A 13,739-nucleotide genomic window follows, 5' to 3' on the forward strand; every position below is an offset into this window, starting at 1 on the left:
TCGACAATTCATCATATATGATACAGTATAAAACATTATTCTTCGGATATGGATGATTACCGTGGGATCTCCGAAATCGAATGCCGCCCTTGAAAGGCTTGGAAACGACCTCCGTGGCGCTCGCTTGCGACGTGGCATAACCGTCGCCGATCTGGCGGTGCGCGCGGGTACGTCGCCAAGCACGGTTGCCCGTCTTGAAAAAGGGGATTCCGGCGTCGGTATCGGCACGCTCGCCGATATCCTGGTGGTGCTTGGTCTCGTCCACCGCCTGGCGGATTTGGTCGACATCCGCAACGATGATCTGGGCTTGGCATTGGCTGGTGAACGCCAGCCGCGTCGTGGACGATCTTTTGCCACGATGCTGCGCAGACAGAAGGCGAAGGGCGAGATGCCAAAGGATGACGCTGATGTCGTCGATCCGGATGGAGCGTCGTTCTGATGAGCAACTTCAACGCGCACGTTGTTCTCGGCGAGAGCCTGACCCCGGTTGGTCAATTACGGTTCACAAAAGCCGGGCCACGGCAGTTTTCGACCTTCACCTATGATCCGGCCTGGATCGAGAATCCGCGCTCCTTTGCCGTGCAGCCGAGCCTTTCTCTTGATGCAGGGCCATTTCATGCGTCTGGCCAGTCCGGAAACGTGCGCGATGCGCTTGTGGGCGCCTTTGCCGACGCCGCTCCGGATAGCTGGGGTCGCAGGCTTCTGGAGCGCGCCTACGGCAGTGGCCTGTCTGAATTTGAATATCTAACCCTGTCCGATGACACCTGCCGGCAGGGTGCTTTGCGCTTTCTCGATGATGAAGGACAGATCATCCGGGGCGGGGCGGCTGATGCTGTGCCACGCCTTGTCGATCTGGAGGTCATTACCGCCATCGCCCGGGCGTATGAGCAGGGCAAGGATATCTCCGCTGAGCAGATGCAGGCGCTTGCCGGTGCGGGCGGTTCCGGTGGCGCGCGTCCCAAAGCCAACGTTCGGGATGGCGAGACGCTCTGGCTGGCCAAATTCACATCTGTCCATGACCAGGGGCCGATCGAGCGCGTCGAGATCGCCACGCTCCGCCTTGCCCGAGCTTGTGGAATCCGGACGCCGGAAGCAAGACTGGAACTCGCTGATACGCCCTTTCCGGTCGCCCTGATTCAGCGGTTCGACCGTCGCGACACCGCACGGATTCCCTATATCTCGGCGCGAACCGCGCTGGGAAAGACCGGAACCGAACTCGGTTCATATACGGAGATGGTCGATTTCATGCGTGCCTATGGCGCCTATCCACAGGCGGATTTCCGCGAGCTCTTCCTGCGTTTGATTTTCACGATCCTCGTATCAAACAAGGATGACCATCTGAAGAATCACGGCTTTCTTTATGTAGGGTCGGGCCGCTGGAGATTGTCCCCGGTTTTCGATGTGAACCCGGCGCCTGATCGCAATCCACATCTCGAAACCGCGATCTTGGAGGGGGGCGCTCACGACCGGTCTATCCATTTGGCGCTGGAAGCCTGCGAGTTTTTCGAGGTCGTCGAGGCAGATGCGCGACGGATGATCCGCCAGACCGCTCGAAGGATCGCCGAAGAGTGGCGGGAGGCTCTTCGCGCCGTGGATGTATCCGGTGCGGCGGCGCGCGAATATGAAGCCGCCTTCGTGAACGACCAGACCGAGATTGCACTCGCCATTTAATGTCAAAAATGAACAGTATCTTTGATATACATGTCAAATATGATGAATTATGATTATTCATGGGGCTAGAAATCCGATTGAAATTTCTCCCCTCTACGATGCCAGCGCCGACACGTACGTCTGCCTTGCCGGAAAGGCACTCACATACCGATACACCACGTAGGAAATGGGCCTGATGTTGCGCCGCTATTCGGGGGAATGCTTGTCGATCATGTCCTCTCAGGGCCGAATGCACGACGGGCAAGACCGATGGATTACACTTTGAAAACACGAGCATCTGATCAAAGCCATGTATTCCCGGATGGAGGAGAACCCGCCCCTCATGCGCGCCCGACGACGCACAGTCGAGCATCTGTTCGGCACCATCAACGCATGGACGGGCTCACCCCGCTTCCAAATGCGCAGGCTACCAAACGCTCGAACCGAGATGGCACGGCACGTTCTCGCCTCCAGTTTTAAGCGGGTAATCTGTATGATCGCCGCAGGAGCACTTTTGAATGCAATCGCCGCCTCAGCGGACGGATGTACCGCTTCTGCAGCAATGCAGACGAAAAATCTTGCTCCGATAGGTTGAGGCCACTAAAAATATTCTACCAGTTCTGCTGGAGGTTTCCCATTTTCCAGGGGACGCGACATTGGAATGAGGAGCAGGTGCCTATGACGAAAAAGCCAAAGCTGGAGCATTCGGATTTCTCCGGCGAATTCGAAGACGATAGTATTACCGTCCTAGTGGACATTCATAGGCTCGCCGGCAGTAACGACGGGTGGACCCTCGAGGTGATCTCGCAGGAAGAAGACGTGACGACGTGGGAGGACAGTTTCACCAGCGACAAGGAGGCGTGGGAGGAATTTCTCGCCACGACGGAACGAGACGGCATTCGTTCGTTCCTCGGCGACGACGACGCCACCCAGTCCGTGCACTAGGTAGGACCGGCCGACGGAGTAATAAGCGCGACTTCGCCCGTCCATGCGGGCGCGTTCGGTCGGCTGAAACGAACGCAGCGCTTACACCACCAAAATCATCACATCGAGGAACGAGAACTGTCCTCGCACGGCAGTTGCGGGATCCTTGATGGTGGTGCCGCCACCTGCCGGCGGCGCACTCCGCCAATTTGATCGTCTGCCTAGAAGACAAACAAGTAAAGCAGGATGATCACGAAAATAGGAACGCCCATCGCCCACAACACAACACCCTTAAGCATCGTCTTTCTCCTCTGTTTCCGACACACAACGCGTTGCGTGGGCCGCGGTTCCTGCCCGCAGGAAGATGGAGATTTCGGATCGACGACGGCTGCTTCGGGCCGGTCGTTGCCTAGACTTATCGTTGACGTCGGACATATCGATCTACAAAATTCCGGCATTCGATCCGGTGCACCAACCACACACATCCTGAACGTTCCGGACCAGGATCATCCTCAGGATGCTGTATTCGAATTTCAGGCCATGCGAACGCTCCGCGACGGGCCGCTGTAAATTCCCAAACGGGGGATGACAAAAATCAATGTAGCGATCGGTTCGTCGAGACAGTCTGACGTGGAGTTCAGCTTTCACTCGAGGCAGAATCGCCATGGCAAAATCGGGAAAAATCGTAGCGATCCGCGGCGCAGTGATCGACATCACCTTCGCGCCGGAAACACTTCCCGAAATTGACGAAGCTCTTTCACTTCAGGGCGAGACCGTCACTTTGCTGGCAGAGGTACAGGCGCATCTCGACCGTCACACGGTCCGCGCAATCGCGCTCCAGGCAACCAGCGGGCTTCGGCGGGGCGACGAGGCGGTGCGTCTCGGCCAGCCGCTCAACGTGCCCGTCGGCGATGCGGTCCTGGAACGACTGATGGATGTCGCCGGCAATGCCGTCGATGGTCGCGGGGAATTTCCAGCCAGCCTGCCGCGTCGCCCGATCCATCGGCAACCTCCGGCGCTCGTCACTCAACCGATCTCTTCGTCACAGGCATCAAGGTGATCGATCTCCTGACGCCGATCGCCCGGGGCGGGAAAGCCGCCATGTTCGGCGGCGCGGGCGTCGGCAAGACGGTTCTCGTGATAGAACTCATCCATGCAATGGTCGAGAGCTACCGGGGTATTTCCGTCTTCGCGGGCGTCGGCGAGCGCTCCCGCGAGGGGCACGAAATGTTACTGGACATGACATCCTCCGGCGTACTCGCCCGCACCGCACTCGTCTTCGGCCAAATGCCAACAATGTCGTCCGTATAAAGGTAGACCGGATCGGCAGCCGGGGTCGGAACGTAGGCTTTCCGCATTCGAAAGATCGGCCAAGGACCGGAACCAAGGAAATCTTCTCGCGGCACTTCGGCAAAAGCTGCCTCAACATGTTCATCGACAATTCTAACAGCCGCCGTGATCTGCTTCGCATAAGCTCGACGCACGATCTTCAATTCGTCCGGTGTCATCAGCCCATCAACTCCAATGAATAGCTTCTCTGTCGCGAAAATCCCGTAGACTGTCCTAAAACGCCGCGGATAGAGGATCTTGCCTAGGTTTCCCGATGACCACTTTTTGGATCGGCTTTCATGCTTCCTCGACTGCGTTGGCAATGTAACCGCCGGTCTGCCGTTTCCAGAGGCGGGCATAAAGCCCGTCGCGTTCGAGTAGAGCCGACGGCGTTCCCTCCTCGACGATACGGCCTTTGTCGAGCACAACGATCCGGTCCATACTGACGATCGTCGATAGACGGTGGGCGATGGCGATCACCGTCTTACCCTCCATTAGGAGCGCGAGCTTGTCCTGGACCGCTGCCTCAGCTTCGCTGTCGAGCGCCGACGTCGCCTCGTCGAGAACGAGGATCGGTGCGTCCTTGAGCAGAACCCGGGCGATGGCGATCCGCTGACGCTGCCCGCCAGAAAGCTTCACTCCGCGGTCGCCCACGAAGGTGTCATAGCCGGTGCGGCCCTCGCCGTCCCTGAGATCGGCTATGAAGCCGTCGGCTTCGGCCAGCATTGCGGCGCGTTCCATCTCCTGATGCGAGGCATCGGGCCAGCCATAGCGAATATTGTCGCCGACGGAGCGATGCAGTAGGGAGACATCCTGGGTGACGACGCCGATACTCTCCCTGAGGCTTGCCTGCGTCACGCTGCGAATGTCCTGACCGTCGATGTGAATCGCACCGTCCTGGAGGTCGAACAACCGCAGGAGCAGACTGACCAGGGTCGACTTGCCGGCGCCAGACAGGCCGACGAGTCCGACCTTCTCACCGGCATCGACGGTGAGCGACAGGTCCTCGATCACGCCCGGCCCCTGGCGGTACGCGAACCGAATGTTCCTGAATTCGACCTTGCCCGTGGTGACAGCAAGCGGCCGGGCGTTCGGCGCGTCGGTGATGGTCGGAGGTGTGGTGACGACCGGCATCGCGTCGCGGATCGTGCCCACGGCCTGGAATATCTGCTGCCCCATATTCAGAAAAGCGCGGGAATTCGCGTTGAGCCGCTGAACGATTGCGATCGAGGCGACGAACTGACCGGTAGTCACCAAGCCCGAGACGAGACCCCAAAATCCCACCGCAAAATTGGCGATGATGAGAATCACGTTGAGCAGGACCACACTGCTGTCAGTCGTCAGGTGGACGCGCCTTTCGCGTTGCTGCGTCTCGATAGCGTTTCCCATGACGGTCCGCATCGCACCCGCCTCGCTGTCTTCGGCCGCAAACAGTTTGACCATCTGAATGTTGCTATAGAGGTCGGTCATGGCGCCGACAATAAGGCTGCGCGCGCGGGCCGAATGGCGGGACCGTTCCGAGAAATGTGGCACCGCCACCACCGCAAGCGCGGCATTCGCAGCAATCCAAATGAAGACCGGGATGGCCAGCGGCCAGGAAAGCGTTGCAAGCAGCACAAGCGACCCGACAAACTGCACCAGGAAATATGGCAAGCTCTGGAACGCGACAGCGATCTGCTGTTGCACGGCAGAAGCGACCTGCGAAATGCGTGAGGCAACCTGGCCAGCGAAAAGGTCGTGGAAGAAGGCAAGGTCTTGGTGTTCGACTGCCTTGTGGCCCTGCCACTGCATCGCGGCCGGCATCGACACGGCCAACACCTGGGAACGCAGCGTGTTGCCGAGAAAGATGAGGAGCGGCATTACCGGGAACAGCAGCACGCCGAGAACCGTCAGGGTCGGCCAGTCCTCGCGCAGGAAGACCGTTGCACCTTTTGCGCTCACCCCGTCGACGATGAACGAAATGCCCCAGATTGTCGCGAGGTTGATCCCCTCGATCGCCATCATGAATATGGCGACGGCTGCCAGCACGCCGCGGAACATCCACGAGAAATGCATAAGCAGCGCGAAAGGCCCCGTCGCCGGCAGCGGTGCATAGGGGATGTCGAGTGGACGGACGAGCGTCTCGAAGGGGCGATAAATCAAATCCAAAAGCGACATATCGGAGGCAAACAGGCGAGGGAATGGAAATCGCCGGTAGTTAATCACGGATTGGCCGGCGGGAAAACTCAAGCCGGTTTGAATGTCCAGGTTGCCCGTGGGCGGCACTTCGCTTTGCAAGATTCCAAACTACGATAGCGGCCATTTATCGACAGGTCTGAAGAAGGCCGCGCTCGACCCCATGCGCGAGCACCTTAGGGTATACCCCCGAGTAATATGCCGCCAATACAGCCCGCACCGTAACATCTGGGTTCGACATGAGGGCTGCGAGATCATTCGCTCGGAGAAACTATCCGGTGGGAGCCGGATCCGATCTTTTAGACCAGTCTCCGCATTCGACTTGTCGGGGACAATCCACTTGGCTGCCGCGTTGTCTCCGGCTTGTACATCGAAACGCGATCTGATTGGAAGCGCTCGGTAGCATCGTGAAGCACCCTCGCAACGACCTTGAGCTGTGGTGTGGGTTGCCCTGGCTTGCCGTTGAAGATCGACCTTGAATGCTCTTGCGAGCTATCTTCTGCAGCTCTATCCCTGCAATATTGATCCTCCTCGTTCGAGTAAGCCCAGATGAGCCTTGGTCAGGACCAGTTAGACATTGAGATATTCAAAGGACTGGCAGGGGTGCGGCTCGCCATGCGCCGGTTTCTCGCCTTCAGCGAAGCGGTCCTGACCAAGGCGGGCATTACCTCCCAGCAATACCAGGCGCTTCTTGTCATCAAGGTCGCTGCGAACAACACGATCATGATCAAGCAGTTCGCAAACGATATGCTGCTGTCACATCACGCCGCCGTGCAGCTCGCCGACCGTCTCGTGGCCGCAAAACTTGTGCTGCGTACAGCATCCCTCGAAGACAGGCGCAGCGTTTTTCTGAAGCTGACAGCCTCTGGAGAAGCGCTTCTCGACACGCTTGCGCGTGATCACCTTCGTGAGATGCTCGCACATGAACCCCTGCTGGCCGAGTCTCTTCGGCGCCTGCGCCAGATGGGCGAACCGGACGCTTAAAACCGGATATCAGCGATGGCTGGGCCAGCGCAGCCTCCATTGCCTGCCACGACAAAACGCGTTGATCGCGCTATCCAACAGCTACCTGACCTGCATTTCGTGGTCGTCATCGTTCCTGCCGGGAAATCTGAGCTTCGTGGTCGTATCCGTGAAGAACCGTGGGCCGACCAATCGGACCCGCTTTCCGGCGATATCGACGATATAGCGCGGTACATCGGGAGCGCCCGTGGGCCGTACCTGCGTTGCCGCGGCGGCAGGCAACGAGCTGAGCCCGACGCCCAACAGTGCGAGCGCTTTTAAATAGGGTGCCGTCCTCAATCTCATGATGAGCATCTCCCGAAGCGAGCACAGTCCATCTGACGCTCGGACCTTTGTTCCACGCAACGCAGCAAGATTATTCCCTGGAGGATGGCTCGCGTCCCGCCACCGGCAATATCTTCGCCGCACCAACCGTCTCCCATCGGATGCCAGCGCTTTGGTCAGGGTTTCTTCGAAATTTGACCGTCATCCTCCGCGGGCGTTTTCCCTCGCGATACATCAGATAAATTGCGGTGCAGCCTTCCCCTGCCTGCGCAACCGATAGCAGTTGTCCTGGTGTCGTCACGAGCAGGCCTTTGGCTGCAGCGGCACAGGTTGAGACCTCTCCAGCCTTGATCGGATGGGCCAGGAGCAAAAGTGCAAGCAGAACCAAGGGTCTTAACGTCATCGGGACCGGACACAGCGAGATGATTGAAACGACCTGCAGGCTAATGCAGCCTCGACAGGTTGCGGAGCTCCTCCGGCTCAAAGAGGGCGTCGCAGATTTCCTCAATCATCACGCGAACGGCACCCGCGACCGGTGGCGAAAGAGTTTCGCCTTGCCGGGCGGCATGGGCAATGCGGATCAATCCTTCCAGTTCAGCTATGTTATCGATCAATCCGTCCAGCTTCTCCTCGATGTCGGGGGGCAATGAAGCGGACATCAACAAACCGTCGACGTTCAAAATTCCCCGCTCGCTCAGTTTGCTTTCGAGAAGCAGTGACAGCTTTGCGAATTCATCTATGTTGGCCATGTCTCCCCCCGATTTGGCACCTTCTCAATTTGCGAGGTTTAGCCTCCGCCATTTTTTGACGCGCCCGCAATTCGGGACATTTTTTATCATTTATATCACGTCGTGATACAAAATGAAAGAATAGAGCTTTGTCACAAAGATCATTTCGGGCGAGGTCAGGCGCTCTTGAGGACGGCTTCAAAATGTCCCCTGTGCAGCACAGCCCGTGAATGACGCCCTCACATCCAGCAAGGCCTTTCTAGCGGTCGCGAGGTGACGGATTGTTAACCTGGTGCCGACGATTAAGCATGAAACCCTGTCAACCCTATGTTTCGCTCGGATGGGATGATGAACCTGCAATGTCTCGACACCAGCATCCCTAGCGCAAACGAGGTATCGCATGGACTGATACCTTTGTCAGTAACCCAGACTGCCGTGAACTCGCCAGCTCTCGATAGCCGGCCGAGAGGAGGGGGCCTCGACGGTTCGCCTTCACCCTGCCACTTGGCTTTCGGGATCAATGAAGGAGCGACAACCATGCATTTATGGCCCACGCACTGATGAGCCGGTGAAGGCCAGAGCCGCTCGGGTCTGCTTCACTGCACAAATACGCGCTATCGAACTTTGCTGTTATCTGCTGAATGACACGCGGTGCACGCCGCCCCCCAATGCCACAATCTCGCAGAAGTAGCGAATCTTCCCCATCCCGGCCAAGTTCGGCAACCGCATCCTTTAGCGAGGCGACGTCGTTTCCAACAAATGCTTCTCTATAATCTGCCACGGCTCGTCTTCCTGTGATGAGCGGCGGCTCCGTCCACCCGAGCCCCCTCGGAAGACCGTGTCGGCGAGCCACTCCAAGCATGAAGACAGAGATACAATATCACCTTGTCACGATCAGGACGTCATAGGGTGGTCGAGGCGATGGGAGAATCTCTTGGCGTTGAAGGAAAGATATCCAGCATTGACCCGATAATGTCACTATTGCCCCCAGAAGGATTCCGTCTGGCGAAGTGACCTGCGCATGATCACGTCTGATAAATCGCTTGGCAGGTAAGGGAACATCCAGAGATAATATTCCGGGTTTCTAGGGTTGTTCGGCCGGTCTATTTCCGTGGGGTAGAGCGTCTTGGATGGAGCCCGGTTAACTAAGTCAGTTTTAATATAACTGACCTCAAGGCATTCCGGCGTGAAGAAGCTGTCCACCCTCGTCATCTTGGAACAGTTGTTGGCGTGGACATGGAACAATGTGAATTGTTCGTTTACCTTCGATAGGCTCGCCTTCACTTTTTTTCTATGATCATTGTCCGTAAGCCGCTCAAGGCGGTGGATTTCCATGCTGATCTGCGAAAATGCGGAAAGAGTTTCAGGCGCTACCGCAGAGAAAACGTCCCATTCAGCGTTTTCAATATCCATCTTCAGGATCCCCTGGTTCTTTTTCAGACCGGCATCGCGAACTATGGACGCCAATGAAATCATTTTGTCCGCCAGATCGTCCTGCGGCCCTAACCCAAGCTTGAACCACTGGGCATTTTCGTATTTTTCTGGCGGAGCATCTATGGTGTGGTCGTATTGGAATATGCGCTTTCCAAGCTTTGCCATATCCCGGTCGAAGGATGATTCCTTATTGATCCCTATGCTGATGACGGTATCGGAAATGTCGAACTTGTCGGCCATGATGTAGCCGCCGTCCCGCTCATGCCCCACCCTCACCTTCAACAGATCGATATCCCATGGACGCAACAATAGAAGGGTTTCAAAAATCTGTTCGGTAAGGCCCATGCCGCAATCTCCTCTTAGGTAAGTCATATGCCATAGATGAAGGAGGCGTATTCTGTCCACACACTTTGCAGATCAGCGTTGAACGCGGGTTCGTATCGACCGTAGACTGCAAGCTCTCCGAAATATCCTTTCCATGGGCTGCCGCCATACCGATCGCTGCCGAGGACGACGCGGGATTTTGGCCTTACTGCGGCAGGGGCTTCTGTCTCGACAAAAGGCTCGCGGTTCATCCATGCCCTGATTTTGCCGCCTGTGTAGCCGCAGAATAGCGACGTAATGGTTTCAGGCTCAACCGGGATACTGATCTCGTGCTGGCCACAATACCGGATAGCAATGACTTGTTCTCCGCTAGGGATGTAGATATCGACCCCATCGGACGCAAGCAGATATTGGTCGGCCTCAGATGGCATTGACATGAAGAGCAGGCCAAACGCCCACCCTCTGCCATAGGAACTCCAATACTCATGCACATAAGGAGCAGGTGACGCGAAAGACGCGAGGTGGATGCCAGAATCTATTTCAATCGCAATTCGTGCAGCCTTTCCGATCGGCAGAAGTCGATTACCTGACTTCGAGCGATCAACGAAATCGGCTATGTGGTCCGTCTGTGTTATCCCGACCGTTCCGTAGTGCGCGGAATAAAGGCCACGAATCCCGGGCGATGAGAGCGCTGCTATGAATTTTCGGTCGTCGGGTCGCTTGGGTATACGCATGGGACCTTTCGCATTTGATCAGAAGATGGTAGCTATAAAATGGTTACTTCCACTTTCCAATCGATATCGCCATTGCTCGGGGCAATCGCTTCAGGTTTGGCGTGATGTTGTGGCGCGGCATGACGAAACAGTGATTGATGGAAGGCTTCGAATCGACGGAGCCCATCATGCCTCTTCTCCTACCTTGGCGCGCCATTCTCGCTCATTTTTCACTGCTATTGGATCCACGTCGGAGTTGGCGCGCGGTCTATCCGCTGCCGGAAATCATGCTTCTCGTACTCTGAGCGACGCTCATCGACATGGAGGATTTCGTCGAGATCTGGCTTCGGGTTGACAAGCGCATGGATTTTCTGCGGCGCTTCCTGCGCTGCGAGCGCGGCTTGCCTCGCACGACACGCTCGATGCTATAATTGATGCGCTCGATCCCGATCTGTTCAAGGCCTGTTTCGCCTCCTGGGTCGGGGCCTTGCCGGTTGCGAACGGGAGATCATCTCCATCGACGGCAAGACGTTGCGCCGTAGCCATACGCGGCCGGGGGCGCGAACCGCTGCACATGGTCTCGGCCTGGGCGGCCCGGCAACGTCTGGTTCTCGGCATGAAGCGACCAACGCCAAATCCAACGAGATCACGGAAATTCCGCTTCTTATGGAACGACAACGACTGCGCAGGATGCGAGGCTTACAAGTTTCTGAGATACGCTGCCAAGCAACAATCCGGTCAGCCTTCCCCGTCCACGACGTCCGACGACGATGACATCCACCTTGTCCCGTCGGGCCTTGTCGATGATCACTTCAGCGGTGTCGCCCCAGGCCGACTGTACTTCAACGTCGCCAACACCTGCTTTGTGCGCGCTTTCCCTCGCCTGGTGCAGGATTTGATTTGCCAGTCCTTCAATGGCGTCGCCGACACTTCCCTCCGCGCGCGCAAATTGCTTCACGTCCTCCGTCGCGTGCCCCTCGACTGTCAGAATCGATAGTTTGCCGCCACCTGCCAGCGCCATGACGGTAACTTTCGTCGCGCGCGCCGCGCTTTCCGATCCGTCCGTGGCAAGCAGAATATGTCGCATCAGCACTTCTCCTGGTCGTCTGGCGGCAACAACACCAAGGATGAAACAAGACCGCTGCCTTGTCATACAGATGCCGCCACGGTCTCATCCTGTGGATCGGCGACCAAGCAGGCCATGACAGTGCTTGCTTCCTCGGCGCCGATCTTGCGTGAGATGTCTTTACCGATACCTGTTCTGTCGCCGGGGATGATTTTGATCGTGTCCTTCAGTTGTCTGGGCAGGCTTCCTCTTGATATCCGCGGCAATCCAGACATTCGTCAGATGCTGCGGCGACAGTCTGCATCAGTCCAGCCAGCGAAGACGTGCGCGATTGCGCGGCACAGGCGGCATCGGCTCGCTCGGGTGGCCGACGATAATCGGCGCGACCGGCACGAAATCCTGCGGCACACCGATAGCCTCACGCCCTTCTTCCGTCTCCAGCCAACGCTGGGCAAAGCCGATCCAACAGGAACCGAGCCCGCGAGCATAGGCGGCGAGCATCAGGTTTTCGGCAGCAAGCGAGGCATCTTCGACGGCCCAATCGCCGCTCCTAGCAGAAATGACGATCAGCGCTGGAGCGTGATAGAAGATATGAAAATCCGGATTTTCCAGGTGCTCGCGCAGATGAGGTGGAGGAGCGTTATCTTGGTTTGCCTTCAGTACGTGAGCCTTGGCCGCCGATGAGATCCGATCGAGCAGCGGTTTGCTTCGAATAACGGTGAAATCCCACGGTTGTTCATTGACGGCGCTTGGCGCCTGTATGGCAGCCTCGACCAAAAATTCGAGCACCGACTTGTCGACCGGCTCCGCCGTGAAGGCCCGCGTGGCCCGACGGCCATAGATTGCCTCGATGAGTTCCATTTAAATCGTCCTTGCTGTTTTCCTCTGCTGTTATACCTCCTTCCGGGAAGGGCATTGATCTCAGTCAGTTGTGGGCGGCGCGCGTATCCAGGGACGAACTAGCGGGCATTGATAGGGATCAAGGCGATTTGCTCCTGTGGTGCGACGTTGATCGAAAGCGGCGTATCCGCCTTAACCTGGGGAAACATCATGAAAGCTCTCGTCTATGAAGAACCGGGGAAGAAAAGCCTGCAGGAGAGGCCTGTCCCGAAAGTCGCCGCACCGACCGACGCGATCATCAAGGTCACCCGGACGACCATTTGCGGCACTGATCTGCATATATTGAAAGGCGATGTGCCGACCTGCACGCCAGGCCGCATCCTCGGACACGAGGGTGTGGGAACCGTCGAGGATATCGGTGCCGGCGTGACCCAGTTCAAGAAGGGCGACCGGGTATTGATCTCCTGCATCTCGTCCTGCGGCAAATGCGAATATTGCCGGCGCGGCATGTATTCGCATTGCACCACAGGCGGCTGGATCCTCGGCAATACGATCGACGGCACCCAGGCCGAATATGTGCGCATTCCCCATGCCGATACCAGCCTTTATCCGATCCCGGACGGCGCTGACGAAGAGGCGCTCGTCATGCTGAGCGACATCTTGCCGACCGGCTTCGAATGCGGTGTCCTGAACGGTAAGGTTCAGCCCGGCAGCACGGTTGCCATCGTCGGCTCCGGGCCGATCGGGCTCGCCGCGCTGCTGACCGCGCAATTCTATTCGCCGTCGGAAATCATCGTGGTCGATCTCGACGAAAACCGGCTTGAGGTCGCGAAACGTTTCGGCGCGACTGAGACGGTCAAGGCGGATGGAGAGGCGGCGAAACGGCGCATCTTCGATCTGACCGATGGCAAGGGTGTGGATACGGCGATCGAGGCCGTCGGCGTCCCTGCCACCTTCGAATTCTGCCAGGAGATCATCGCGCCCGGCGGCGTCATCGCCAATGTCGGCGTACATGGCGTAAAGGCCGATCTGCATCTCGAAAAGCTGTGGTCGCAGAACATCTCGATTACGACCCGGCTGGTCGACACGGTCTCGACGCCGATGCTTTTGAAGACAGTGCAATCGGGCAAGATCGATCCGAAGAAACTCATCACCCACCGCTTCAAGCTCGACGAGATCCTCGATGCCTACGATACCTTTTCGAGAGCGGCGAGCACGCAGGCGCTGAAAGTCATCATCGAAGCAGCATGATCCGAAGAAGCGAAAAGA

The 13,739-nt window shown here is 57.5% G+C and carries 15 protein-coding genes; 7 read left to right on the forward strand and 8 right to left on the reverse strand.

Annotated elements, in window-relative coordinates; all coding sequences use genetic code 11:
• Window positions 1–61 precede the first annotated feature (61 nt).
• The 5 genes from ABK249_RS20545 to ABK249_RS20565 all read left to right on the forward strand — a co-directional run bounded on the left by ABK249_RS20545 (window position 62) and on the right by ABK249_RS20565 (window position 3,885).
• Window positions 62–439 carry a helix-turn-helix domain-containing protein gene (locus ABK249_RS20545; RefSeq protein WP_037146668.1) on the forward strand — a complete coding sequence of 126 codons (378 nt, stop codon included), beginning with the start codon at window positions 62–64 and terminating at the stop codon, window positions 437–439.
• Complete coding sequence (locus tag ABK249_RS20550; RefSeq protein ID WP_037146566.1) at window positions 439–1,671, forward strand: type II toxin-antitoxin system HipA family toxin; 1,233 nt, start codon at window positions 439–441, stop codon at window positions 1,669–1,671. The genes ABK249_RS20545 and ABK249_RS20550 overlap by 1 nt, the downstream gene beginning before the upstream one ends.
• 657 nt (window positions 1,672–2,328) lie before the next feature.
• Window positions 2,329–2,595, forward strand: a complete 267-nt coding sequence (locus tag ABK249_RS20555; protein ID WP_037146670.1) for a hypothetical protein — start codon at window positions 2,329–2,331, stop codon at window positions 2,593–2,595.
• 643 nt (window positions 2,596–3,238) lie between these two features.
• Window positions 3,239–3,634 carry a hypothetical protein gene (locus tag ABK249_RS20560; RefSeq protein ID WP_348863772.1) on the forward strand — a complete coding sequence of 132 codons (396 nt, stop codon included), beginning with the start codon at window positions 3,239–3,241 and terminating at the stop codon, window positions 3,632–3,634.
• On the forward strand, window positions 3,631–3,885 hold the full coding sequence (locus ABK249_RS20565; protein WP_348863773.1) for a hypothetical protein: 255 nt from the start codon (window positions 3,631–3,633) through the stop codon (window positions 3,883–3,885). Before ABK249_RS20560 ends, ABK249_RS20565 begins: the two co-directional genes overlap by 4 nt.
• Window positions 3,886–4,200: 315 nt before the next feature.
• Here the strand turns inward: ABK249_RS20565 and ABK249_RS20570 are convergent, their stop codons facing one another.
• On the reverse strand, window positions 4,201–6,060 hold the full coding sequence (locus ABK249_RS20570) for an ABC transporter ATP-binding protein (protein ID WP_348863774.1): 1,860 nt from the start codon (window positions 6,058–6,060) through the stop codon (window positions 4,201–4,203).
• Between the two features lie 567 nt (window positions 6,061–6,627).
• Between ABK249_RS20570 and ABK249_RS20575 the strand changes: the two genes are divergently transcribed.
• Window positions 6,628–7,062: a MarR family winged helix-turn-helix transcriptional regulator gene (locus ABK249_RS20575; RefSeq protein ID WP_348863775.1), complete on the forward strand. Its 435-nt coding sequence runs from the start codon at window positions 6,628–6,630 to the stop codon at window positions 7,060–7,062.
• Between the two features lie 81 nt (window positions 7,063–7,143).
• Here ABK249_RS20575 and ABK249_RS20580 read toward each other — a convergent pair whose 3' ends face one another.
• The 7 genes from ABK249_RS20580 to ABK249_RS20615 all read right to left on the reverse strand — a co-directional run bounded on the left by ABK249_RS20580 (window position 7,144) and on the right by ABK249_RS20615 (window position 12,491).
• A complete protein-coding gene (locus ABK249_RS20580) occupies window positions 7,144–7,386 on the reverse strand; it encodes a hypothetical protein (RefSeq protein WP_348863776.1) in 243 nt (80 codons plus the stop codon).
• Between the two features lie 422 nt (window positions 7,387–7,808).
• Window positions 7,809–8,114 (reverse strand): hypothetical protein, encoded by a 306-nt coding sequence (locus ABK249_RS20585; protein WP_052182664.1) that lies wholly within the window; start codon window positions 8,112–8,114, stop codon window positions 7,809–7,811.
• Between the two features lie 957 nt (window positions 8,115–9,071).
• A complete protein-coding gene (locus ABK249_RS20590) occupies window positions 9,072–9,872 on the reverse strand; it encodes a class I SAM-dependent methyltransferase (protein WP_348863777.1) in 801 nt (266 codons plus the stop codon).
• A 23-nt stretch (window positions 9,873–9,895) separates the two neighbouring features.
• Entirely contained in the window at window positions 9,896–10,585 is a 690-nt protein-coding gene (locus tag ABK249_RS20595; protein WP_348863778.1) for a hypothetical protein, read from the reverse strand.
• A gap of 643 nt (window positions 10,586–11,228) precedes the next feature.
• On the reverse strand, window positions 11,229–11,651 hold the full coding sequence (locus ABK249_RS20605; protein ID WP_415926459.1) for a universal stress protein: 423 nt from the start codon (window positions 11,649–11,651) through the stop codon (window positions 11,229–11,231).
• A 62-nt stretch (window positions 11,652–11,713) separates the two neighbouring features.
• Entirely contained in the window at window positions 11,714–11,905 is a 192-nt protein-coding gene (locus tag ABK249_RS20610; protein ID WP_348863780.1) for a hypothetical protein, read from the reverse strand.
• Between the two features lie 28 nt (window positions 11,906–11,933).
• Entirely contained in the window at window positions 11,934–12,491 is a 558-nt protein-coding gene (locus tag ABK249_RS20615) for a nitroreductase family protein (RefSeq protein ID WP_348863781.1), read from the reverse strand.
• Window positions 12,492–12,680: 189 nt separating this feature from the next.
• Here ABK249_RS20615 and ABK249_RS20620 point away from each other — a divergent pair, with 189 nt between their 5' ends.
• A complete protein-coding gene (locus ABK249_RS20620; RefSeq protein WP_348863783.1) occupies window positions 12,681–13,721 on the forward strand; it encodes a zinc-dependent alcohol dehydrogenase family protein in 1,041 nt (346 codons plus the stop codon).
• Window positions 13,722–13,739: the final 18 nt, after the last annotated feature.

The organism is Neorhizobium phenanthreniclasticum, from assembly GCF_040066075.1.
GTDB classification, from domain to species: domain Bacteria; phylum Pseudomonadota; class Alphaproteobacteria; order Rhizobiales; family Rhizobiaceae; genus Neorhizobium; species Neorhizobium petrolearium.